The 22,290-nt window shown below is 43.6% G+C and carries 22 protein-coding genes and 1 pseudogene; 11 read left to right on the top strand and 12 right to left on the bottom strand.

Annotation, left to right across the window (positions count from 1 at the left end; translation table 11 throughout):
• The 6 genes from EI162_RS08510 to rpmI form a co-directional block, all read right to left on the bottom strand.
• Nucleotides 1-457: IS30 family transposase (locus EI162_RS08510; RefSeq protein ID WP_192523951.1), on the bottom strand; the 457-nt coding region annotated here is incomplete at its 3' end.
• Nucleotides 458-612: 155 nt separating this feature from the next.
• A complete protein-coding gene (locus EI162_RS08505) occupies nucleotides 613-912 on the bottom strand; it encodes an integration host factor subunit alpha (RefSeq protein WP_192523950.1) in 300 nt (99 codons plus the stop codon).
• Between the two features lie 247 nt (nucleotides 913-1,159).
• A complete protein-coding gene (gene pheT / locus EI162_RS08500) occupies nucleotides 1,160-3,586 on the bottom strand; it encodes a phenylalanine--tRNA ligase subunit beta (protein WP_192523949.1) in 2,427 nt (808 codons plus the stop codon).
• 68 nt (nucleotides 3,587-3,654) lie between these two features.
• Nucleotides 3,655-4,710, bottom strand: a complete 1,056-nt coding sequence (gene pheS, locus EI162_RS08495; RefSeq protein ID WP_192523948.1) for a phenylalanine--tRNA ligase subunit alpha — start codon at nucleotides 4,708-4,710, stop codon at nucleotides 3,655-3,657.
• A gap of 343 nt (nucleotides 4,711-5,053) precedes the next feature.
• Complete coding sequence (gene rplT / locus EI162_RS08490) at nucleotides 5,054-5,410, bottom strand: 50S ribosomal protein L20 (RefSeq protein WP_011281252.1); 357 nt, start codon at nucleotides 5,408-5,410, stop codon at nucleotides 5,054-5,056.
• A gap of 191 nt (nucleotides 5,411-5,601) precedes the next feature.
• Nucleotides 5,602-5,799 carry a 50S ribosomal protein L35 gene (gene rpmI, locus EI162_RS08485; RefSeq protein WP_192523947.1) on the bottom strand — a complete coding sequence of 66 codons (198 nt, stop codon included), beginning with the start codon at nucleotides 5,797-5,799 and terminating at the stop codon, nucleotides 5,602-5,604.
• A 410-nt stretch (nucleotides 5,800-6,209) separates the two neighbouring features.
• Between rpmI and EI162_RS08480 the strand changes: the two genes are divergently transcribed.
• The 7 genes from EI162_RS08480 (at nucleotide 6,210) to EI162_RS08450 (ending at nucleotide 12,631) form a co-directional block, all read left to right on the top strand.
• Nucleotides 6,210-6,653: a thioesterase family protein gene (locus EI162_RS08480; RefSeq protein ID WP_192523946.1), complete on the top strand. Its 444-nt coding sequence runs from the start codon at nucleotides 6,210-6,212 to the stop codon at nucleotides 6,651-6,653.
• 129 nt (nucleotides 6,654-6,782) lie between these two features.
• Nucleotides 6,783-7,658 carry a phosphoribosyl-AMP cyclohydrolase gene (gene hisI, locus EI162_RS08475; protein ID WP_192523952.1) on the top strand — a complete coding sequence of 292 codons (876 nt, stop codon included), beginning with the start codon at nucleotides 6,783-6,785 and terminating at the stop codon, nucleotides 7,656-7,658.
• Nucleotides 7,659-7,898: 240 nt separating this feature from the next.
• Nucleotides 7,899-8,171 carry a Sec-independent protein translocase subunit TatA gene (gene tatA, locus EI162_RS08470; RefSeq protein ID WP_192523945.1) on the top strand — a complete coding sequence of 91 codons (273 nt, stop codon included), beginning with the start codon at nucleotides 7,899-7,901 and terminating at the stop codon, nucleotides 8,169-8,171.
• Nucleotides 8,172-8,206: 35 nt separating this feature from the next.
• Entirely contained in the window at nucleotides 8,207-8,887 is a 681-nt protein-coding gene (gene tatB / locus EI162_RS08465) for a Sec-independent protein translocase protein TatB (protein ID WP_192523944.1), read from the top strand.
• Complete coding sequence (gene tatC, locus EI162_RS08460) at nucleotides 8,887-9,756, top strand: twin-arginine translocase subunit TatC (RefSeq protein WP_192523943.1); 870 nt, start codon at nucleotides 8,887-8,889, stop codon at nucleotides 9,754-9,756. The genes tatB and tatC overlap by 1 nt, the downstream gene beginning before the upstream one ends.
• Before the next feature lie 262 nt (nucleotides 9,757-10,018).
• A complete protein-coding gene (locus tag EI162_RS08455; protein WP_192523942.1) occupies nucleotides 10,019-11,518 on the top strand; it encodes a UvrD-helicase domain-containing protein in 1,500 nt (499 codons plus the stop codon).
• A 60-nt stretch (nucleotides 11,519-11,578) separates the two neighbouring features.
• Nucleotides 11,579-12,631, top strand: coding sequence for a tRNA-dihydrouridine synthase (locus EI162_RS08450; protein ID WP_192523941.1), 1,053 nt, complete (start codon nucleotides 11,579-11,581; stop codon nucleotides 12,629-12,631).
• 70 nt (nucleotides 12,632-12,701) lie between these two features.
• Here the strand turns inward: EI162_RS08450 and EI162_RS08445 are convergent, their stop codons facing one another.
• Nucleotides 12,702-13,127 (bottom strand): MAPEG family protein, encoded by a 426-nt coding sequence (locus tag EI162_RS08445; protein WP_192523940.1) that lies wholly within the window; start codon nucleotides 13,125-13,127, stop codon nucleotides 12,702-12,704.
• 14 nt (nucleotides 13,128-13,141) lie between these two features.
• Nucleotides 13,142-13,555 (bottom strand): OsmC family protein, encoded by a 414-nt coding sequence (locus EI162_RS08440; RefSeq protein ID WP_192523939.1) that lies wholly within the window; start codon nucleotides 13,553-13,555, stop codon nucleotides 13,142-13,144.
• 493 nt (nucleotides 13,556-14,048) lie between these two features.
• Between EI162_RS08440 and EI162_RS08435 the strand changes: the two genes are divergently transcribed.
• Entirely contained in the window at nucleotides 14,049-14,570 is a 522-nt protein-coding gene (locus EI162_RS08435; protein ID WP_192523938.1) for an RNA pyrophosphohydrolase, read from the top strand.
• Nucleotides 14,571-14,656: 86 nt separating this feature from the next.
• On the opposite strand, the gene EI162_RS08430 is transcribed toward EI162_RS08435, so the two are convergent.
• Nucleotides 14,657-15,520: an NRDE family protein gene (locus tag EI162_RS08430; RefSeq protein WP_192523937.1), complete on the bottom strand. Its 864-nt coding sequence runs from the start codon at nucleotides 15,518-15,520 to the stop codon at nucleotides 14,657-14,659.
• Between the two features lie 176 nt (nucleotides 15,521-15,696).
• Nucleotides 15,697-17,385, bottom strand: coding sequence for a DUF4139 domain-containing protein (locus EI162_RS08425; protein ID WP_192523936.1), 1,689 nt, complete (start codon nucleotides 17,383-17,385; stop codon nucleotides 15,697-15,699).
• A 169-nt stretch (nucleotides 17,386-17,554) separates the two neighbouring features.
• Between EI162_RS08425 and lgt the strand changes: the two genes are divergently transcribed.
• From lgt to EI162_RS08410, 3 genes are all read left to right on the top strand, one after another.
• The gene (gene lgt, locus EI162_RS08420; RefSeq protein ID WP_192523935.1) at nucleotides 17,555-18,439 is read left to right on the top strand and encodes a prolipoprotein diacylglyceryl transferase; all 885 of its coding nucleotides are present in this window, start codon (nucleotides 17,555-17,557) and stop codon (nucleotides 18,437-18,439) included.
• 72 nt (nucleotides 18,440-18,511) lie between these two features.
• Complete coding sequence (locus tag EI162_RS08415; protein ID WP_192523934.1) at nucleotides 18,512-19,384, top strand: thymidylate synthase; 873 nt, start codon at nucleotides 18,512-18,514, stop codon at nucleotides 19,382-19,384.
• Between the two features lie 61 nt (nucleotides 19,385-19,445).
• Nucleotides 19,446-20,012, top strand: a complete 567-nt coding sequence (locus tag EI162_RS08410) for a dihydrofolate reductase (RefSeq protein ID WP_192523933.1) — start codon at nucleotides 19,446-19,448, stop codon at nucleotides 20,010-20,012.
• 219 nt (nucleotides 20,013-20,231) lie between these two features.
• Here the strand turns inward: EI162_RS08410 and uvrC are convergent, their stop codons facing one another.
• Nucleotides 20,232-22,076: an excinuclease ABC subunit UvrC gene (gene uvrC, locus EI162_RS08405; RefSeq protein ID WP_192523932.1), complete on the bottom strand. Its 1,845-nt coding sequence runs from the start codon at nucleotides 22,074-22,076 to the stop codon at nucleotides 20,232-20,234.
• A 90-nt stretch (nucleotides 22,077-22,166) separates the two neighbouring features.
• Nucleotides 22,167-22,290, bottom strand: a pseudogene (locus EI162_RS14925) (IS30 family transposase); the annotation flags it as partial.

Here is a 22,290-nt window from a genome sequence, read left to right as displayed (position 1 = left end):
TACAAGGGCGCTCATGAATCGAGACTCTGTCGTTGATACGGCCTCGGGTCTCAGCTGTTAGTCGCTTACGGTAAGGTTTGGCTTTGCGTCTGAGACACTGCCATAACGTGCCGCCTTGTCTCTTGTCCCTCCAGATATAGCGATAGATGCTCATGTGACTAATACCACCATGAACTCCGGCTATTTGTTCAGGACTCCAGCTGTCTTTTAGCTTGTCTGTGACCCAATCCCATACATCAGCGATGATAGTGAAAGCATTGTTAGAGCGTCTGTCACAAGCCTTGTTATTAGCATGATTAGCTCGGTAACCTCGAAGGCTTTTATTGCGTCTGATCTCTCTTGATATGGTGCTAGGACTTCTTCCTAATGTGTCAGCTATAAATTTAATACTATGTTTTGCCCCTATCAGGGCATAAATCTGGTATCGTTCCCCTAGGCTTAGATGTGTATAGCTCATGGTTGCAATCTCACTTTGGTCGGTGGATAAAAACTTTGATGCTAGCGCATCTAGGTCTTTTTTTCACCTCACATTTGGTATTGCACTTCATGTGTTAATCTAAGTTACAAACTATGCAAGCTTGATGCAGTTAATCATATTTTGTGGATTTATTATTAACTATCAAATAACCGCTCATCTACCTGTTGACGAAATTTTTGTCCCGTTTTAAAGGTGACCACGCGACGTGCGGAAACAGCGACTGGCTCTCCAGTTTTGGGGTTACGCCCAGGACGGCTATTTTTATCTTTAAGCTCAAAGTTGCCAAAGCCTGAAAGCTTGACCTCTTTGCCATCAATCAAGCTATCTGACAGTTCATCAAAAAAGTTCTCTACTAAACAGCGGCCTTCTTGACGCGTCAAGTGAAGATGACTCATTAAATGCTCAATCATGTCAGATTTGGTTAAGGTGCTCACAGTACGACTCCTATGCTATGTCGTGATGTCGAATATCATGGTTTAGCGGTATGAGGGTTAATGTTGGCTATTATAAAGGTTTTCTGCCATGTTTTTAACACAGTCTGCATGAAAATCCTTTATTAATAACCACTTAACGTATTCTATAAATAACGGTTTTTATAATTAGCAACTGTTATGAATAGCAATGCCCTATAGCCCCAATAATCAAAAGGCTACAGAGCATTGTCATTCTTAATAGTAATTTTTAGCTATCACGCAACTGTACTGAGTGCTGTTCGGTTAGCGCTTGCACTACCTTGTCAGTAGCCGTTTTTACAGTATCATCAGATAGAGTCTGCATTTTATCCTGCCAAATTAAGGCAAAGGCTAAAGAACGTTGACCATCTGGTACTTTGTCGCCTTGATAGACATCAAATAACCATAGATCTCTCAATAGCGCGCCTGCCGCTGTGCGTATTGTCGATTCTAAGGTCTGTAAACTGATGTCGCTATCCACTAAGATGGCGATATCACGACGTACTTGCGGGAATTTACTTGGTGTGGTGATCTCGTACTGCTCACGAGCGAGGGTTAGCAATGGTGCCAAAGACAGTTGCGCGACCCACGTAGCAGGTAAGTCTAATTGTTTGGCGGTACTCGGATGTAATTGCCCTAACCAACCGATATATTGGTCATCAATATACAGCTTGGCGCTTTGTCCAGGATGCAAGAAGGCAAGCGCGCTACGCTCGTAGCGGATACGGGCGCTATCTATTTGCGCGGGTAATAATTGCTCAATATCGTGCTTAAGATCGTAAAAATCTAACGCACGGTTTTGATAAGCTTGTTCGTCCCAAACTTCACCGACCGCCACTAAAGCGATACTGGGTGTTTGTACTAAGTCACTAACACTATGACCGACGAAGCTTAGACCGGTTTCAAAGAAACGCACCCGTGATTGTTGACGATTGAGGTTATACTGCACACAAGGCAGTAAGCTCGATAGTAACGTACGGCGCATCACCGCCAAATCGCTAGAGATTGGATTGGCCAGTGCCAACACTTCACCTAGTGCGTCATCATCAAGTAAGGCTTCTAACTTTGCATCGCTAAAGCTAAAGCTAATCGCTTCCATATAGCCATTATCGACCAGCGCCAGCTTCATCTCGTGCGTCAAATCTGCGGTATCGTCATAATCCATGCTGACTTGCAAATGCGGCAATACGCTTGGGATATTGTCATAGCCATAGATACGCGCAATCTCTTCGATTAAATCCTCTTTGATACTCATATCAAAGCGATAAGATGGCGGTGTGCAAATCAGGCTACCCGCTTGCTGCTCTACCTCAAACCCTAATTGGGTTAAGATACGCACCATAACCGCTGGCTCAATCTCAATACCGATGACATCACGAACCTTAGTAATTGGTAAGTTAATTGGCGCACGAGCTGGCAGATGCTCGCTACTTTCAGCTTTTACTATTTGACCGGCTTGACTAGCTGTGACGCTAGTAATTAAATCACGAGCGCGTGCCAGTGCTAGCGCTGGCAACTCAAAATCGACCCCGCGCTCAAAACGTTGTGAAGCATCGGTATGCAAACCAAAACGGCGGGCGCGTGCAGCAATAGCTAGCTGATTAAAAAAGGCACTTTCTAAGACAATATTGGTGGTGCTATCGGTAACGCTACTACGCTGACCACCCATGATACCAGCAAGCGCTAGCGCACCTTTATCATCAGCAATGACTAATTCATCGCCAGTTAAGGTAATGGTTTGCTCATTTAATAAGGCAATAGTTTCCTCAGGCTGGGCCAAACGCACCACTATATCACCCTCGATAGTATCCGCATCAAACGCATGTAGCGGTTGACCCAACTCCATCAATACATAGTTGGTCACATCGACCAAAAAGTTATGCGAACGCAGTCCTGACTGTACGAGCGCATCTTGCATCCATTTTGGTGTCTCAATGCTACGATCAATATGACTGATTGATTGCAGTAAATAACGCGGACAAGCTTCGACTGCGTTTACGGTTACTGCGGGCGTAGTAATCGCAGTAACGTTATCAGTGTCCGCTACGTTGTCTGCAATTTCTGGCATTTGCACCGGCAAATCATTAATGACGGATATCTCGCGGGCAATACCGCGTACGCTAAAGCAGTCACCACGGTTTGGGGTGATGGAGATATCTAGGATTTGATTATCCAAACCCAAATACTCACGAATATTCATGCCAATTGGCGCATCAGCTGGCAATTCAAGCAGGCCATCAATGCTATCGGTTAAATCAATCTCAGAGGCACCGCATAGCATGCCGTTTGAATCTACACCACGTAGATTACCGTTCTTAATTTCAAAGCCCGCTTTACCATTACTGACATCATCACTTGGTAACACAGCACCAACAGTCGCAACGGGCGCTTTCATACCGACAGTGACATTAGGTGCGCCGCAAACGATTTGTAATGGCTCAGCTGCACCAATATTCACCTGCGTGACGCGCAGTTTATCGGCATCTGGATGTGGCTCAATACTGATCACTTCACCGACAACCACACCGCTAAAATCACGGGCAACCGCATAGCGATCGTCAATCTCAAGTCCTGCCATCGTTAACTGTTCGGCCAATTGTTCACTGGTATTACTAGGATTCACCCATTGACGTAGCCACTGTTCGCTAATTTTCATAAATATCTCGGATCAGAATTTCATAATAAAGATTTTGGAGTAAAGGTAGGCCTATTAATAACGACAATCTAGCCAAACTGCTTTAAGAAGCGCACGTCATTTTGAAAAAACAAACGTAAATCATCGATGCCGTAATACAACATTGCAAAGCGCTCAATCCCCATCCCAAAAGCAAAGCCAGTATATTTTTCGGCATCAATACCGCAGTTGGTCAGCACTTGTGGATGCACCATACCGCAGCCCATAACTTCAAGCCATTTACCATTATCATCTAGGATATCTACTTCAGCAGAAGGCTCGGTAAACGGGAAGAATGATGGGCGGAAACGCACGGTTAGCTCTTTGGCAAAAAACGCTTCTAAGAATTCACTAATCAAACCTTTTAGCTCAGCAAAGGTGCTCGATTCTGTGACCATCAGCCCTTCTAGTTGGTGAAACATTGGCGAATGGGTTTGATCTGAGTCGTTACGATAAACGCGACCGGGACAAATAATACGAATCGGCGGCTCATTTTTTTCCATGGTGCGAATTTGCACCGGACTGGTATGAGTGCGTAGCAGATAGTGCGCATCAAAGTAGAAAGTATCGTGCATGGCACGTGCTGGGTGATGCGAGGGAATATTGAGCGCTTCAAAGTTATAGTAATCGCTCTCAACTTCAGGACCAGTTGCCACATTAAAACCCGCTTGCACAAAATACTGCTGCATACGCTGGGTAATCATCGTCACTGGATGCAAATGGCCTTTTTGACCACCGCGAGCAGGTAAAGTGATATCAATACTTTCCGCTGCAAGCTTGGCATTTAATGCTGCTACTTCTAGCTGCTGCTGACGAGTTGTTAAGGTTTCTTGAATACGGCTACGAACTTGATGTAACCAGCCACCATAGGTTTTTTTATCATCAGCATCAAGTTTACCCATCTGCTTTGACCAGCCAGTTAATGGGCTTTTTTTGCCAGTCAGTTGCACACGCAAGTCTTGTAGCGTACGCGCATCGGTTACCTGAAGAATCAAAGCTTCAGCAGCACTAGCAAATTCAGTCAGTTGAGTTTCATTAAGCTCGCTTAGCTCTGTGGACAAGGTCGGTAGCGCCGACAAATCGGTGGTGGCAGCAGGGGTAGTCATAAGACGCATTCTTCCTGATTTAAACGGACTATTAATTACAGTAATTTGTAATTGTAGGGATTTGACCAAATATTGCAAACCATTTACCGATTCATTTTAAAATAAAAGCTAATCATATGAATGGCTTGAATATTTAGACAATTAGAAAAGCCGTTTGCAAAAACATGTATTCAGCTTTCATGCTCAAAACTGGCAGTAAGATAATGTTATATAAAAAAAGCCACCGACCAGCGGTAGCTTTTATTAATATCGACCTATTAATTAATATTATCTCTATCCATATAGATAATTGCTTATGGACAATCATTTAACAAGCAACATACCTAAATAGAATGGTTAATATTTATGCTAGTTCCGCTTTTGCTTTTTCAACCAATGCAGTGAAAGTCGCTGCATCATGCATAGCGATGTCAGCAAGTACGCGACGATCGATTGCGATGTTAGCTTTTTTCATGCCATTGATAAAGCGGCTATAGCTTAAGCCGTTTAAGCGTGCACCAGCATTGATACGTGCAATCCAAAGACGACGGAAAGTACGTTTTTTGTTGCGACGGTCACGATAAGCATATTGACCAGCTTTGGTCACTGCTTGTACCGCTACGCGGTAAACACGTGAACGGGCACCGTAGTAGCCTTTTGCGCGCTTTAGGATTTTTTTGTGACGACGATTCGCCTGTACACCACGTTTTACACGAGCCATAAATTACTCCAAGATTTCTTTAATTACTGTTAAACGAATCACGATGTCATTGAATAAATAGAATAATAGACATCGTTATCAGATTGCAAAGTCAGGTATTTTTAATTCAGTCGCTATTAATTAAAACAGTTCTTAATTAAAACAGTTCTTAATTAAACAGCGCTTAATTAAAGATAAACGACGATAGTCGACTAGAGGTATGGGCACATGCGACGAACTGCTGCTTCGTCAGATTTGTCCACCATCTTTAGGCCGCGCAACTGGCGAATACGCTTAGCTGATTTCTTGGTCAAGATATGGCTTTTGAAGGCTTGCTTACGCTTAAAGCCGTTCGCTGTTTTTTTGAAGCGTTTAGCTGCACCGCTTCTGGTTTTCATCTTAACTTTCATGATGACTTGCCTCTTTGTCTTTGATAGAACCTGGTCGTCAAATAGTCAATAACGAATAGTAGCTTTAAAAACAAGCACTAAACGGCTATTTGCCTCGAGGTGGGAGGCGCTATTTTAGCAGATAGTGCGCTGTTTTGCCAAGGAAAGTTTTTACCCCGCCCTAGTAGACAATCACTGAAAATGAAAATCATAAAACACCTCGCAATCTTTGCGCTCAAAACATTAATAAAACTGCAAATTTCCTGCCAAACCGATTGAATGTCCGCTTAAGCTGTGCTTAAGTAGAGACTGAATATTGCTATATTTTCAGCAACACTCTAACGAGCTATAAAATAACGTCGTTTATTACCTTTTTTAATCTCTATAGTAATGTATAGCACTTATCGTCTACCCTTAGCTTAGGAGACAAGGTGTCAAAAAAAGAGTTAGACTTTGACAACGACCTATTTGTCTTTGAGACGTTGATGCGTGTGCGTCACACCGAAATCGACACAGGTCAGCATTTAATGCTCGAATCATTGGTAGCGTTGCTCACTGAGGCGCGGTTGAGGTTTTTGCACTCGAGAGGTGTTCAAGATATCAACTCGGACTATCAAGGTTTGATTATTGATGAGTTACAGCTGAATATTAGCGGCCGTGTGCGGGTGCGTGAAGAGCTGTTATTTGAGGTAGGCGTTGAGCCGCGGTATGATAATGGCGGCAATATACTGATACGAGTGACACGTATGCATACTGGTGAAACGGTGGCTAAAGCAAAGCAGCATTTTATCAATTACGACTTTCGTCTTAATAAAATTAGCACCCTTGATAACAGCATTAAAAAAGCACTATACCCCCATCTATTTAGGATTTGATTTTTTCTTAAAACACTGTTTTCGTTTAAATAACTTTTTCACTTAATAAATAATTTTCTCCCTTAAATAGTATTACTAGTAACTCGTTACCTTTTTATTCCCATTTACTTATAAGACGACAGATACATGATGACTTTACCTGCTTGGCTAACTGCCGTAAATTTTAATGCTGATGGCTTAATTCCTGCAATTGCCCAAGATAATGAGTCTGGGCGTATTTTGATGATGGCTTGGATGAATGCCGAATCATTACAGTTGACGGCACAAACTCAAACAGCGGTTTATTTTTCGCGTTCGCGTGCCAAATTATGGCATAAGGGTGAGTCATCAGGGCATACTCAGCGAGTGCATGATATTCGTTTGGATTGCGACGCCGATGTGATTGTGCTTAGCGTCACTCAAGCAGGTGGTATCGCTTGTCATACCGGCCGTGAGTCTTGTTTTTATCAGCGTTTGGATTTGTCTGGGCAAACACCTAAATGGCAAACAGTCGATAAAGTATTAAAAGATCCTGCAGATATCTATAAATCTGATGCAGGTCTCAGCACTACACACCAAGACACCGCTGTTGATACAAAGACTGATATTGCTGATGGAGTTGATAACGCTGCTAATATTATGGGGAACTCGAATAACCAAGGTAAAGCTGCGATTCACTCTATTTTGCAGCAACTTGATACCGTATTGGCAGAGCGTAAACAAGCCGATGCCGACAGCTCTTATGTGGCAAGCTTATACGCCAAAGGGCTCAATAAGATACTAGAAAAAGTGGGTGAAGAAAGTACAGAAAGTATCATCGCTGCCAAAGATTTTGCCCATTGCGATGAGAGTAGAGACAAGGAGCAATATGATGAGGCGCGTCACGAGCTTATTTATGAAGTGGCCGATGTCTGGTTTCATACCTTGGTTGGCTTGGCATGGTTTGATATAGAATCAGATGCCGTGTTAAACGAGCTAGGACGACGCTTTGGTTTATCAGGTATCGATGAAAAGGCTGCTCGATAGTTTTTATAATTTTGATAGTCTCAGTCATGTGGGCAGTGGTTATAAACCACTGCCCTGTTTGATTATTGTTGCATTACCCTTTTTATAGTCAGTGCGAGTTATAATGTTCTTATAATCTGATGCTGTGCCATTTGACGTGATGCGTCTGTAGTTTTATTCAAAACATTCTTTCACATATCAATGGCTAAGTTCTCTCAAAATATTTTGTAGACATAAAAAACAAAACATAAGGATAGCATTATGGGTAGTTTTTCTATTACGCATTGGCTGATTTTATTGGTCGTCGTCGTTGTGGTATTTGGCACCTCTAAACTAAGAAATGCGGGCAAAGATTTGGGCGGCGCCGTCAAAGGCTTTAAAGAAGCCGTTAAAGACGAAAATACTGAACATGCTAAAAAACATGTTGTTCTTGACCATGACGGCAATGCGCGCCCAACAGACCCTCAGGCAACCAGAAAGGTTGATGAGGCTGACATCAACTCTAGCGCAACCGATGACAATCATAAGGTTTGATGTGTGCTGTACTTAAATAGTGATATTTAACCATTATGTTTGATATTGGATTCTCTGAGTTACTACTCTTTGGCGTTATTGCTTTAATTGTTTTGGGGCCAGAAAAGCTGCCCCAAGCAGCACGTACCGCTGGGCAATGGTATGCCAAGATTCGCCGTACGGTTTCTACTTTACAGTCTGAAATAGAAGCTGAGCTCGACCTGGCTGAAACTCGGCAACAAATGCAAAAAGAGCTGGCCAAAATCCGTCAGACCGAGGCGGATATGAGACGTGAAATGGCAGAAATGCGCGGTAATATAAAAGAATTTGAGTACTCTCAAAACCAACATTTAAAGGCAACACATAATGCAGTGGTCGATGATAAACAAGACAAAAGTGTTGATATTGAAAGCCAGCAAAGCAGCATTCAACCAGCCACGCCAAAAGAATTTGACTACCGCTATGAAAAAAACGAACAAAATGACAAGTCAGAAGTATCCGGCGATAGTTTAAAAGCTGACGCCAATGATACCAATGACACTATAGATCAAGTCACTCAAACCATCAGCACCAAGCCGTGGGAAAACATGTGGTTCCGTCTGGGCGCTTATGATAAAGCGCGTCGTCTACCTGCGCCGCCATACCTACCAAATTATAAAGCCGATATTTTGTTAAACAACCATTTAGACAGTCATTTAAACACACAGGCTGCTGCCCATGAGCAGGAGACTGACTAATGGATTTATTTAAACGCAAAAAATCGCGCCAAGAAAAAGTCGCTGACACAGGTGTAGAAGACACCAATGCATCGACTGATCAAAAAGACTCCGGAGACATCCTAAGCTCATTGGCCGATATGCCCATTACCGAGCATTTGATCGAGTTACGCCGCCATCTCATTAGAATATGCGTTGCTATATTAGTGATATTTTTGGCGTTAGTCGGATTTTCACGCGAGTTATACAATTTTTTATCGGATCCCTTGGTTGCGCAGCTGCCCGCCAATTCAACGATGATTGCCACAGACATTACCTCAAACTTTATGGCGCCTATTCGCCTGACTGTATTTGTCGCCGCATTTTTTGCTATGCCCTATATTTTGTATCAAATTTGGTCTTTTGTGGCACCCGGTTTGTATAAAAAAGAGAAAAAAATCGCCATTCCAGTACTGCTCTCCTCTATCTTTTTATTTTATGCTGGCGTGGCTTTTGCCTATTTTATAGTGCTTAAAGGCGTTCTAAAATTCTTTATCATGTTTGCGCCGCAGAATGTTCTGCCGATGACTGATATAGACAGTTATCTGAGCTTTGCACTCAAGTTATTTATGGTTTTTGGGCTGACTTTTGAGATTCCAGTCGTCACTTTACTATTGATATTGGTCGGTATCGTCTCCATTCAGAGCCTAGAGGATAAACGTCGTTATATTATTGTCGGCTGTTTTGCCGTTGCTGCTGTGGTCACTCCGCCTGATGGGGTATCGATGCTGATGCTAGCGATTCCCATGTGGTTATTGTTTGAGCTGGGGTTGTTTTTAGCAAAAGTCTTGATTAAAGAAGAGCGCAGCCCTGCTTTAACAAACGACACAGAATTAAATAAAGAATATTGAATTATGTCACTCGTTAGGCACTTATATAAAAGATACTTGTGCAAAAAACAGCCAATTCGTTAATCTGTTAATATAAATGCCTTATTGGCCAAATTATTCTCAGTTAATTTATCTTTATTATTGTCGCTTACGACGACCAGCACTTCATAGTGACAACGATTCATAACGACAACGATAATTACTCATCAGCCATTGTCTATGCAGTGGCTTTTTTTACCCCCATTATTTTTGATCATACTCTAGTCTTTTAGGTAGCTTTGTTATGTCCGCATCTATGCCAGCTTATATGAGCGATCCCACTGATGAGCAGCTGAACGCCCTTAATATGGCGATGGATCACAAGTCATTTAAAGTGGTCGCCTATGCCGGTGCCGGTAAAACGACGACGTTAAAACTGATTGGCGAACGCCTGCGCGGACGCGGTTTGTATTTAGCCTTTAATAAAGCAATCGCCAATGATGCGCGGCAGAAATTCCCAGGTCACGTTGACTGTCGCACCTTTCATTCGCTTGCTTATCGTCATGTTGCCCGTGATATCACCGCAAAACTGTCCTTGCCGCGTTTTTCACCCAAACGTCTTGGCGACGATTTGGGCTTGCAACCGGTACAAGTACGCAGACAGATGGATGGAGTAAATAAATACATTACTCTCACGCCAGCACGGCTAGCGCGATTCGTTAGCGATGCAGTGAGCAATTTTTGTAGTACCCACGCCAGTTATCCCGCACCAAGGCATATATTATTCCCAAGCTGGCTTGATGACTCAGATGCTGAGCAGCTGCGTGAGATGCTCTACCCTGCTGTAGAACAGCGTTGGCTACAGTCGATTGATGCGCGCCATCCTGCTGGTATCGGTCATGATATTTACTTAAAACTTTGGGCATTGTCCAAACCAAGTATCCCCGCGGACTTTATCTTATTTGATGAAGCGCAAGATGCGGACCCATTAATGATGGGGATTTTGACTCAGCAACCGAAACAAGTTATCTACGTAGGCGATGCGCATCAGCAAATTTATGAATGGCGCGGCGCAGTCAATGCGATGAAAAAGCTACCATTGCCGCAGACTTTATTGACTCAATCCTTTCGCTTTGGCGAACCGATTGCCGAAATTGCCAACACGCTACTTAAAGCATTACAAGAAGATGTACCGTTAAAAGGCAATCCAAACAAGCATTCTTCTACTGAAAAAGGCATGGTTCACAGTAAAAAAGATGCCATCCTTTGCCGCACCAATGCTGCGGCAATGTCACAATTATTAACTGGTCTAAAATTAGGTCACCGCGTAGCACTACAGGCCGATACCGATCGTATGCTTAAATTCTGTCAGGCAGCAGAAAACTTAAAAAATGGTAAATCCGCTTACGGTGTCCCTGAGCTGGCCTATTTTTATAACTGGGGTGATGTACAAGAATACTCTGAGACCAGCGAAGGCAGCGACTTAAAAACGCTAGTGAAGTTGGTCGATGACCATGGCACCAATGTATTGAGCCAAGCAGTCAACAGCTTAACCAGTATCGAAAATGCTGATTACGTCATCTCAACTGCGCATAAAGCCAAAGGGCTTGAATGGGGCAAAGTACAACTCGATGATGATTTTTATTATGATGTGACCACCAGTGCGGTAAAAATTAGCCCAGAAGAGCTGCGTTTGCTCTATGTTGCTTGTACGCGTGCGCAAAGCAATTTGGATATTCACAATATCAAAGACTTGATATCAGGATTACAGACGGGGAAAAAGGTCATTTTTGGCAACTCTTAGCTTTTTCACTTCCTTACTTTGATAATTCCTTAAAAGGAATAAAAAAATGAACAGCAAGCAATGAATAATAACCAACCATCTAGTTCGTTTAGTACGTTGTCACAACAACTTCAAATACGTCAAACAACCATACAACAGTTATTTGCTAATCCCGTTCGCCTACTTGCACCGATGGAAGGCTTAACTGATCCATTAATGCGGCAAATCCTAACTCAAATTGCGGCAGATTTAGGTCGTCCTTATGATTGGTCGGTCAGCGAGTTTATTCGTGTCACCCAGCATGTCTTGCCAGCCCATGTGTTTTATAAATACGTGCCCGAGCTGCATCATGAGGCCAAGACAGCATCGGGTACGCCGATTCATATTCAGCTACTCGGTAGCGAAGCGCAGCTGATGGCAGAAAACGCCGCTTACGCTTGCGAGCTTGGTGCGCCGGCAATTGACATCAATTTTGGTTGTCCTGCCAAAACCGTCAATAATCATCGTGGTGGTTCAATTTTGCTTGATGAGCCAGAAGTGATGTATGAAATCATCAATGCCGTACGCCAAGCCGTTCCTGCTCATATCCCCGTGTCAGCAAAAATTCGTTTGGGTTATACCGATAGCAGCCGTATGGACGATATTCGTGATGCGATTGCTGCTAGCGGCGCCGATTGGCTGACCATTCACGCACGGACCAAAACCCAAGGCTATAAGCCGCCTGCTTATTGGGATAAAATTCAAAACTTTAATACCTTAGCTATTCCAGTGATTGCCAATGGTGAGATATGGAATAGCGAGGACGCGCAAAACTGTATGGCGCAGGCAGGTACGACGCATTTAATGTTAGGTCGCGGTGCCGTTACCCGTCCCGACTTGATTACACAAATGGATAATGACAATCGTCAAAATCTGGATAAGACAGCGACACTGGTATGGCAGGATCTGATTGCTCATCAGATTAAGTTTCTAGAAGGTGCAGCGAAAAGTGATGTGGTGTTAGTCGGACGCTATAAGCAGTGGCTTGGTATGCTGACCAAGGGTTATAGCGAGGCGCAACTATTATGGGAAGGTATCAAACGAGAAAAAAACAAAGCAGTAATTATAAACGCGCTGCAAACCAGCGTACGCTAATAATCACTGCTTTTATACAACTATGAGTTCAATAAAGCTCGCCATATTAAAGGCTCAAAGAAGCAACAAGCTAAAAACTGACCCGAATGGCTAAATAAAATAGCATTAAGCAGCACGCAATAGATAACCCCCAAAGAATCGAGCGAAACGTTGCTAAGTTGGCAATATATGCGGCGCAATATCCAACACGAATCAGTACATATAGCCAGGCGACGGTGTTGATAATCAACTGCGGCACAAAGAACAACATGGCCACCACTACCGCTGCTAAAAATACCGGTAAAGTTTCATAACTGTTCTGCTGAGCCGCATTCGCACGCGCAGCGGCTCCCGTCGTATGTTGCAAAAAATCACGCGGATGCGCATTGTCAGCCAAATTAAAACCGCCAAAGACTTTTGCGATCAACGCCATCGCTAATGGTAACAAACTCGCCACCACCATCGCCCAAATGGCTGCTGCTGCAGTATCAGGAATTAAGCCAAAAAATACATTCATTAGTTTGTTCGCCCCTACCCTGCGATCATTTCAAAGTCGTGAGTGACATTCACCCCGCCCTGTACCAACATCCGGCTGGCTGAGCAATATTTTTCTGCTGATAAGTGAATAGCCTTTTCAACTTGCTTGTCTTTGATATCTTGACCGGTCACGATGAAGTGCATATGAATGTCGGTATAAACCGCTGGAACAGTTTCGGCACGTTGGGCAGTCAGCTCACAGCGCACGTCTGTCACTGCTTGGCGCGACTTTTGTAAAATTGCAACCACATCATAACTGGCACAACCACCTAGTCCTAATAAAATCAGCTCCATTGGGCTGGCGCCTTTTTCTTTATCGGCATCGATTTGGACGTTATGCCCTGACGGCGACACACCCATAAACGCTTTATTCTCTTGCCACGTAACGCTAGCTTTTGACTCTGACATCTTAAATGGTCCTTATTTTAGTTGGCGCGTTGTCTACTTTGTATTTCCTGAAAACATACTATCTTTCGCTAGTGTAGCATAAGCGAAAACGAGATTTTATGGACCATCCCCTTGGATTACTTTTATAAACAGTAACAGGGCTATTTTTTTATTAACGCTTTGCTGCATCACTGCCTCTGAAAGATAGTTTTCGATACACACATTGATAGTGACGCATCTTCCATACTGATCGCACTAATAACTATCGTTATTATAAGACCTTCCAAAAAACCTACAAAAGCCTGCTTATAAATAGCTGATTTTAAAGGATTAAACTTGTGAAACATTTTATAGCAAAATACTGTTACACATTTCGGTTGTTTCTTGGTTTAATAACGGTAATGAATCTTGTTTTGACATCGTATCGATAACTATCACCCTATAATAACTATGATTGCTATCACTGTACCTTGTTGAAACAAGTTATTTTTAAACAATTTAAAAAGGTTTAGTCATGATAGATGCAGACGGCTTTCGCGCCAATGTCGGCATCATCTTGGCAAATACACAAGGGCAGGTTCTGTGGGCAAAACGTATTGGTCACAACGCTTGGCAGTTCCCTCAAGGCGGCATCGACCGCGGGGAGACGCCGATGGATGCGATGTATCGCGAGCTCTGGGAGGAGGTCGGTTTACATCCGCGTCATGTGGATTTACTGGCGGTCACGCAAGACTGGTTGCGCTACCGCTTGCCAAAATGCTATGTGCGCCATGGGCAGTATCCTTTGTGTATTGGGCAAAAACAAAAATGGTTTTTGCTGCGCTTAGATGAGCCAAACACTCAACATATCCGCTTTGACGAAGGGAAACCAGAGTTCGACAACTGGCAGTGGGTCAGCTACTGGTACCCACTTGGACAAGTGATTCACTTTAAACGCGGGGTATACCGTCGCGCCTTGCAAGAATTGGTGCCCGAACTACCGCTTAAACAAGGACTAATCATTCCAAAACAAAACAACCATTTGTTGGTGGAATAATGTCGCTGATGGCTTCCACAGCTTTAGCATAAAAAATACCCGTATTGATGAACAATCAGTATGGGTATTTTTTATGCTAATTTTTCTCAATGAGAGCATTCGCGGCTGACGATTTTAGCTTGAATATCTGTACCTAAGGCATAATTTTTACGCACGGTTAAAATACTTTGTGTTCGTGTGCCGTAGCTTGGTGTGGTTTTACCATCGATAGCTGTATTACTAATTTCTGTTAAATTCGCCCCTTCAATATAAATAGACGACAGTGCTTGTTCTATTTTGATATCGACACCCGTATCTGGTAACGCATCTGCTGGTGCTTGAATACTATCTGATAGCACCTCAAAAGCGGCAGCTTGCCAGTATTGGTCATCGCTATCTTCGCTAATTAACGGCAGCACTTCTTGGCGTAGTCGACCGCGCAAGCGCTCAGTTTTAAACCAACCCTCTTCTGGTTGACCATTAGAAATCACATGTAGCCCTGCATATAACGGCGTGGGTGCATGACCCCGATTATTAACCATGACCGCTTGCATCGCATCACCAATAATAAGGTTAAACCCAGCATACTCTTGCAAACTTATTTGCCGTGCAAACTCCATCGGGCTTAAATTACTGGTCAAAAAATCAGCCACCAATGCCCCACGCGAGCGCTCATCATTGCTTGCCTGCACGCCATCGCGAAAGTTCAATACCGCCGCCCAACGTCCATTTTGCTCATAAGTAGCAAGCTGACTGCTCTGCTGTTTTTGCTTTTGATGCGCCTCTTGATGTGCTATTTGATGAATACCCAGCCAGGTGCCATCACTTTGTTTATCACGTCCCGCATAGATAGGCTTATCTGCCCACTGATGCAGCGGCTCTGTTGGACGCTGTAAAAATTCATCACGATTGGATAATAATACTAAAGGCAGCTCGTCAAATAACTGCCAAGCAATGGCAACGATACACATAGTTTTCCTTTTATATAAGAATTTCAATATAAAACAGGGTCGTTCAAAATAGCGTTCTGCTAGGGTAAATTTTCCTCGCTTGCTGTGTGCTTCGCACTCCAGAGGCCTCACAAAATTTATCACAGCAGCACTGCATTCCTTTTAAATTGAATCGATTGTATGATTCTGATTTAGCATTAATTCGTGCTTAACTTTTTATCGGCAGAGTAGCGGATTTGATACGTCGATTGCAGCACCTGTGATTGCTTACTCGGCAAATCAAACTCCCAAGCAACCATGCCCTTATTATCGTTCCAGTCTTTTTGGCTGACGGTTGGGCTGTGTGCCGCGGTTACTTTAATGCTGTCATCGCTACTGACCGGCTCAGCACTTAACACTTGCAAGCGCACACTACGATTGTGCTGATTGGTAAATTGATAAGCTTGAGTCGTCGTTTTGGTTTGCTGGCGGTTAAATACGCCTTTATCACCTTGTTTGTCTTCATCGGTCAACTGTTTTACCAGCAAGCTAGGATCAATGCCAAAACCAATACCCTGCTCTTTTAGATTCTGATAGCTGTAGCGCGACTGCCCAACATAGTTATCATCGCGGTATAGCTGCAACGAGCCATCCGCCCAAGCTGGAGTCAAAAACGGTGCTGATGCATACCAATAAGCGGCAGCCTCGGCGCCTGGTGTGCTACGTAACCATAGCTTACTGGTACCAGCTTGCTCGTCAATAATCGTGCGTACTCGCCTGCCATCACTGGGAATACTCACACGCTGCGGCAGTCGATACTCGGTGATGCCATTTTTATTTTGACTGCTAACGCTAAAACTCGGTAGCGGTGGCATATCTGCTCCAGACGCACCGCCATAACTGTCTCTCGCAGAAACGACGACTGGCGCAGATTCACTCTCCATCATGGGTTGTGCATAGCGAGCCAATTTATCTTGGCGCTCTTCGTACAATGATAAGCGCTCGACTCTTGGTAACTGGCTGGTGGTGGTTTGGTTGGGATTAACGCTACTTAAGATAACTGACACATTGTTCCAATTCTCGCCTGTTTGTTGGGCAATAATGGCGGAAGCAGTAATATTAAGTTGTTTACTATCTGTATTTAAGCGCGCTTGATAGGTCGGCTCCCAACTGGCGCCGCGTACCTGATAATGCAATTTAACAGTACTAGCAGCACGACTGGCAGTGCGTACACTCACTTGGGTCACATTCTTCTGCGTCTGGTTAGTACTACCTGCAACTAATTGCCCCAGAGTATCCTTGGCACGGGCTTCTTGCTGTTGTAGATCTACAATTCTTTTATTAATATTTGCCGCTTGCGTCTCTAAATCACGCGCATTATTAGCCAGCGTGCCAGTCGTATTTATTTGCGTCACTTTGGTCAAATTTTGCAAATAGGCTTTGGTTAAACGTGCCGCTTCTAACTCGGCGCTGATATCTGCTAAATTATTCTGCTGACTCTGTACTTTCGCATCACCTTGATACTGACATTGCGCCGCTTGCTCACCGCTCAAGGTTTCGATACTGACTTCGCCAATATTAATATTCCCTTGTGCTTGCACACTGATACTATCTGGTTCAATCGCCGGCGATAAACAAGAAAAAACCACTGTTTGCTCACCGCTACCGCTGATTGGCAAGGTACGCGTTACACTGGCTAAACCTTGATAAATCGTAATTTGTTCGATACTGCTGTTTGTCGCTTGCGCGGTTATTGGCACCAACATCGTGAACCCTGATGCCATCATACCAAGCAAGGATAACGGCAGTAATTTACCGCTACTTTTTAGGGTCAGCGCATCAATTGCAAATATTATTTTAGGTTTCTTATCTGGTATAAATGATAGCGTTGATGACGGTGGCTGCATGATGATTCCTTAAGAGTTGATGCGCTTTTTTTCATCTTATCGGTTTTTTTAGCGCTTTGCTATTCATTCAATCATCCATTCACTTATCGATTCATTTATCATAGTGTTCGCAAGGGTCGAATTTTGCTATTATGACCAACATTCTATTATCAATAATTATGATGCCTTTATGATGATTCATCCTCAGTATGATCCCGTGGCGCTGTCCTTGGGTCCAGTAGAAGTGCACTGGTATGGCTTAATGTACCTGCTGGCATTTGCCGCCGCTTATGGCCTAGCCTGGTATCGCAGTACCAAACGCGATAATTGGACCACCGATATGGTGTCCGATTTGGTCTTTTATGGTGCCCTTGGCGTTATTTTGGGCGGTCGTATTGGTTATGTGCTGTTTTATCAGTTCAGCGAGCTTTTACAAAATCCTGCTTACCTATTAAAAGTTTGGGAAGGCGGCATGTCTTTCCACGGCGGTTTTATCGGTGTCATGTTCGGCATGTGGTTCTTTGCGCGTAAATATAAAAAGACCGCCTTTCAAGTCTTCGACTTTATCGTGCCTTGCGTGCCAACTGGTTTATTATTTGGGCGTATCGGTAACTATATCAACGGTGAGCTTTGGGGACGCGTATCAGACGGTGGCTATAACTGGCTGACCTACTTTCCGCAAGCGGCGGCGTTTGATATGCAGCAATTACAAACCAACCCTGAGCTACAAGAATTGATGCTTGAGGTAAATGGACAGTACTTGCTACCTCGCCATCCATCGCAGCTATACGAAGCCTTTGCTGAAGGTCTGCTGTTGTTTATCTTCTTATGGTGGTATTCATCAAAGCCGCGCCCGCGTATGGCGGCCTCCGCTGTTTTCTTACTAGGCTATGGTATCAGTCGTTTTATCATTGAATTCTTCCGTCAGCCAGATGCTGATCAAGGATTTATTTTATTAGGCTGGATGACCAAGGGTCAGCTATTAAGTGCACCGATGATTATCGCCGGCTTAATCATGCTGATTTACGCTTATAAACGCGGTATTTATGATTGGGGTAAGCAGTCGGCTTATTAAGCCTGAACTTATCGAATAAGACATTTAAAATACGTTTTAATATGCACTTGAACCATGCAAAAGAGCACTTTTATGACCAATAATTACCATAACAGTAAAAACGAGCAAGCCTACTTAGATTTGCTACATTTAGTTCTAAATGAAGGTGCTGAAAAAGGTGACCGTACTGGAACCGGTACGTTAAGCCATTTTGGCGCCCAGCTACGTTTTAATTTAGCTGACGGCTTTCCATTATTAACCACCAAAAAAGTCCATTTTAAATCCATCGTTTATGAATTATTGTGGTTTTTAAGCGGTAGCACGCAAGTAGATTACTTGCAAGAAAACGGCGTGCGTATTTGGAATGAATGGGCAACGGCGGAACAGACTGCACGCTTTAACCGTCCTGCTGGCGACCTTGGGCCTGTTTATGGCCATCAATGGCGCAATTATGGTGCCAGTAAAACTGAGGATGGCAGCTACAACGCTGATGGCGTCGATCAAATCACCCAAGTCATCGAGCAAATAAAAACCAACCCCAACTCACGCCGTTTAATTGTATCAGGCTGGAATCCTGGTGAAGCAGAACAAGTCGCCTTGCCGCCTTGTCATACCCTATTTCAGTTCTTCGTCGCGGATAATAAACTGTCATGCCAGCTTTATCAGCGCTCAGCAGATTTATTCCTAGGTGTGCCGTTTAATATCGCCAGCTATGCACTCTTAACCCATATGGTGGCACAGGTTTGTGGTTTAGAAGTCGGTGAATTCATTTGGACCGGTGGTGATTGCCATATTTATCAAAACCATCGCGAACAAGTCGAATTACAGCTAACACGCTCGCTGTATACATTGCCAACATTGACGCTTAACCCTGATGTGAAAGATATTTTTGCTTTTAAATACGAAGACATTAGCGTCGATGGTTATGAATCACACCCTGCAATTAAGGCGAAGGTTGCCGTATAGCCTTTGTTTGGTTGATGTTCCCAAATAACAAAAGTATTTAAAAAAATAAAGAGGATAGGTTATGAGTTATGCCAACATTGAAGTTGCTCAAATAGCGGCCATCAGTCGCAATCGTTGTATCGGGAAAGGTAATGAGCTCCCGTGGCATATCTCTGCAGACTTACAGCATTTTAAAAGCATGACCACCAAACAAAATGATGGCGCGATACAAGGCATCGTCATTATGGGTCGTAAGACGTTTGAGTCGATGGGTAGCCGACCGCTTCCAAAACGTATCAGCTTTATTATCACCACTCAATTAGATTATGCGGAACAAAAAGGCTTAGAAGGTAGCGAGAAAGCTTATGTCATGCATAATTTAGACGATGCGCTGACGCAAGCAGCTAACCTTGCTCATAGTACTAATCTTGATACCATTTGGGTGATTGGCGGTGAACGCGTGTTTAGCGAAGCCTTAAGGTATACCGACCGTATTGAGCTGAGTCACGTAGATACTGAAATCACTGATGGCGATGCCTTTTATCCTGAGCTGCCAAGTGAATTTGCAGTCGCTAGAGAATCTGAGCAAATGCACGATGAAAAGAGTAGATTGGATTTTAAATTTGTGACTTATAAAAGAAAAGCTTAACTTTATTTAGCACGACTTTTATTCATAAGCTATAGTTAAAACATTTTAAAAACGCTACGATACTGCTTGTATGGTTTTTTTGCAGCCTCTGTCTGCATAGGCACAGCAAGCAAGGAAAAACTATACAAGCAGTATGTGGTGTATCGATATTACTTTTCATAGACTATATTAAAAAGACCGCTATCGTAAAATAGCGGTCTTTTTTTATTATCAACTGATTTATTCATGTAGTACTTTATAAATCGTCTTCGCTAATACTGGACCAATGCCTTGCACGCCTGATAGCTCTTGCTGTGAAGCTCCAAGCAATTGCTGTATGCCACCAAAATGATTAAGTAAGTCGCGACGACGCTTCTCACCGAGTCCCGGAATTACTTCTAGCACTGACGATGAACGACGCTTATCACGCTTTTTACGATGCGCAGTGATGGCAAAGCGATGCGCTTCATCACGAATATGCATCAATAGATGTAGCGCCTTGCTATCCATGGGCAAATCAAGCGGCTCATGATCGATAAAATGTAATACCTCAAGCCCTGCTTTACGTCCTTCGCCTTTTGCCACACTAATCAGCAAGGTATCGCCAAGAATACCCAATTCAGTCAGTACTTCTTTAGCGATGCCAAGCTGACCTTTACCGCCATCAATGAGCAATAAATCAGGCAACGGCTGCTTCTTATAACGGCGTGTCAGCACCTGTTTCATCGCCGCATAATCATCACCACCTTGGATATCATGAATCGCATACTGACGGTAATCACGGCGACGCGAGCCACCTTGGTCAAAGACCACGCAGCTACCGATGGTCGCCTCGCCCATGGTATGCGAGATATCAAAGCACTCAATGCGATCAATGGTACGGTCAGTGACCTCAGCCAAAACATCCTTTAATGCACCAAAACGCGCATGCAACTCTAAATAATCACCAAGTTTGGTTTTGAGCGCATTATTGGTGTTTAATTTTGCCAAATCCAACCATTCAGCGCGGTGTTCACGGACGCTGGTTTTGATGACGACCCTGCTTCCAAAATGGGTCGCTAATGCTTCGCTGACTGCGGTTTGATCTGGTAATTCATCGCTCAGTATAATCTCTGCTGGCAAATCATCGGTCACCTGAAAATAGAATGAGGTAATAAAGGCCGATAAATTATCCGCAAGTGGCTCACTGCTGTCGACATCAGGGAAATAGTTTTTGCTACCTAGCACCCGCCCGCCACGGACAGTCAACACATTGACGCAGGTTATACCTGCTTGGCTGGCAATTGCTATCACATCTGCCTCACCCTGCACGGTATAGACGGCCTGTTTCGCTTGTACTTCGCGCAGCATAGAAAGTTGGTCACGATAAAACACTGCTTTTTCAAAGTCTAATTCCTCAGCGGCGCCTTCCATTTTTTTAATCAGAGCACTATGGACATCACTAGAATCGCCCTTTAAAAAGCGAATGGTATTATTCACATCCTCTGCATATTCATCGGCTGACACCAAACCCACACAGGGCGCACGGCAACGTTTGATTTGATATTCAAGACAAGGGCGCTTGCGCTGCTTAAAAAAAGTATTGGTACATTGGCGCATTTGAAACATTTTTTGCATAAGCACCAGCGTCTCTTTTGCCGCATGTGCCGATGGAAATGGACCAAAAAACCGTCCTTTTTGGTGATTGCCTTTGCCACGCCCATAAGCCAGTCTCGGATAAGGCTTATCTGCTGAAATAAACACGTAAAGATAAGATTTATCATCGCGCAGTAGCACGTTATAAGGGGGACGATGTTCTTTAATTAGATTTTGCTCGAGCAGCAGTGCTTCGGTTTCGCTGCGGGTAATAATGGTTTCGATATTATGAATCCGTGCGACTAACGCGCGCGTCTTTGGATGGTCAATCGTCTTAGCAAAGTAGCTGTTTACACGGCTTTTCAGTGATTTTGCCTTACCGACATACAAAATATCGCCATTTTTACCCAGCATTTTATATACCCCTGGCAAATTTGGCAGGCGCTGAATTAAATGCTTAAGGCGGACTTTTTTATCGTCGACGGGACTCGTCGCGGAGACATTGACCATAGAATTTCGGACTCTTAAGTTAAAGCTCTCAAAATAGAATTAATAATACTATAGTTAAAATACTCTTAGATTAACACACCAAGTGCAACGCTAAATTATATTATAGAACACCTGATTGGGCGTTTTAAACCCTAATCGTTTTCTTGGTCTGTTGTTTAGTTTATTCTCAATGTCCTGTATCTCATTATCAGAGACTTGTCTAAAGTCACAACCC

The sequence above is a fragment of the Psychrobacter sp. FME6 genome (assembly GCF_014861365.1).
Taxonomy (GTDB): domain Bacteria; phylum Pseudomonadota; class Gammaproteobacteria; order Pseudomonadales; family Moraxellaceae; genus Psychrobacter.
This window is presented reverse-complemented; position numbering and strand designations above follow the sequence as displayed.

Bases quoted from the DNA above. Each gene is read 5' to 3' on its own strand.
- uvrC (WP_192523932.1), bottom strand. From the start codon at position 22,076: ATGGTCAATGTCTCCGCGACGAGTCCCGTCGACGATAAAAAAGTCCGC.
- pheT (WP_192523949.1), bottom strand. From the start codon at position 3,586: ATGAAAATTAGCGAACAGTGGCTACGTCAATGGGTGAATCCTAGTAAT.
- EI162_RS08410 (WP_192523933.1), top strand. From the start codon at position 19,446: ATGAGTTATGCCAACATTGAAGTTGCTCAAATAGCGGCCATCAGTCGC.
- pheS (WP_192523948.1), bottom strand. From the start codon at position 4,710: ATGACTACCCCTGCTGCCACCACCGATTTGTCGGCGCTACCGACCTTG.
- lgt (WP_192523935.1), top strand. From the start codon at position 17,555: ATGATGATTCATCCTCAGTATGATCCCGTGGCGCTGTCCTTGGGTCCA.
- EI162_RS08430 (WP_192523937.1), bottom strand. From the start codon at position 15,520: ATGTGTATCGTTGCCATTGCTTGGCAGTTATTTGACGAGCTGCCTTTA.
- EI162_RS08435 (WP_192523938.1), top strand. From the start codon at position 14,049: ATGATAGATGCAGACGGCTTTCGCGCCAATGTCGGCATCATCTTGGCA.
- rplT (WP_011281252.1), bottom strand. From the start codon at position 5,410: ATGGCTCGTGTAAAACGTGGTGTACAGGCGAATCGTCGTCACAAAAAA.
- EI162_RS08425 (WP_192523936.1), bottom strand. From the start codon at position 17,385: ATGCAGCCACCGTCATCAACGCTATCATTTATACCAGATAAGAAACCT.
- EI162_RS08445 (WP_192523940.1), bottom strand. From the start codon at position 13,127: ATGAATGTATTTTTTGGCTTAATTCCTGATACTGCAGCAGCAGCCATT.
- tatA (WP_192523945.1), top strand. From the start codon at position 7,899: ATGGGTAGTTTTTCTATTACGCATTGGCTGATTTTATTGGTCGTCGTC.
- EI162_RS08415 (WP_192523934.1), top strand. From the start codon at position 18,512: ATGACCAATAATTACCATAACAGTAAAAACGAGCAAGCCTACTTAGAT.
- hisI (WP_192523952.1), top strand. From the start codon at position 6,783: ATGACTTTACCTGCTTGGCTAACTGCCGTAAATTTTAATGCTGATGGC.
- EI162_RS08450 (WP_192523941.1), top strand. From the start codon at position 11,579: ATGAATAATAACCAACCATCTAGTTCGTTTAGTACGTTGTCACAACAA.
- EI162_RS08440 (WP_192523939.1), bottom strand. From the start codon at position 13,555: ATGTCAGAGTCAAAAGCTAGCGTTACGTGGCAAGAGAATAAAGCGTTT.
- tatB (WP_192523944.1), top strand. From the start codon at position 8,207: ATGTTTGATATTGGATTCTCTGAGTTACTACTCTTTGGCGTTATTGCT.
- EI162_RS08455 (WP_192523942.1), top strand. From the start codon at position 10,019: ATGTCCGCATCTATGCCAGCTTATATGAGCGATCCCACTGATGAGCAG.
- rpmI (WP_192523947.1), bottom strand. From the start codon at position 5,799: ATGAAAGTTAAGATGAAAACCAGAAGCGGTGCAGCTAAACGCTTCAAA.
- tatC (WP_192523943.1), top strand. From the start codon at position 8,887: ATGGATTTATTTAAACGCAAAAAATCGCGCCAAGAAAAAGTCGCTGAC.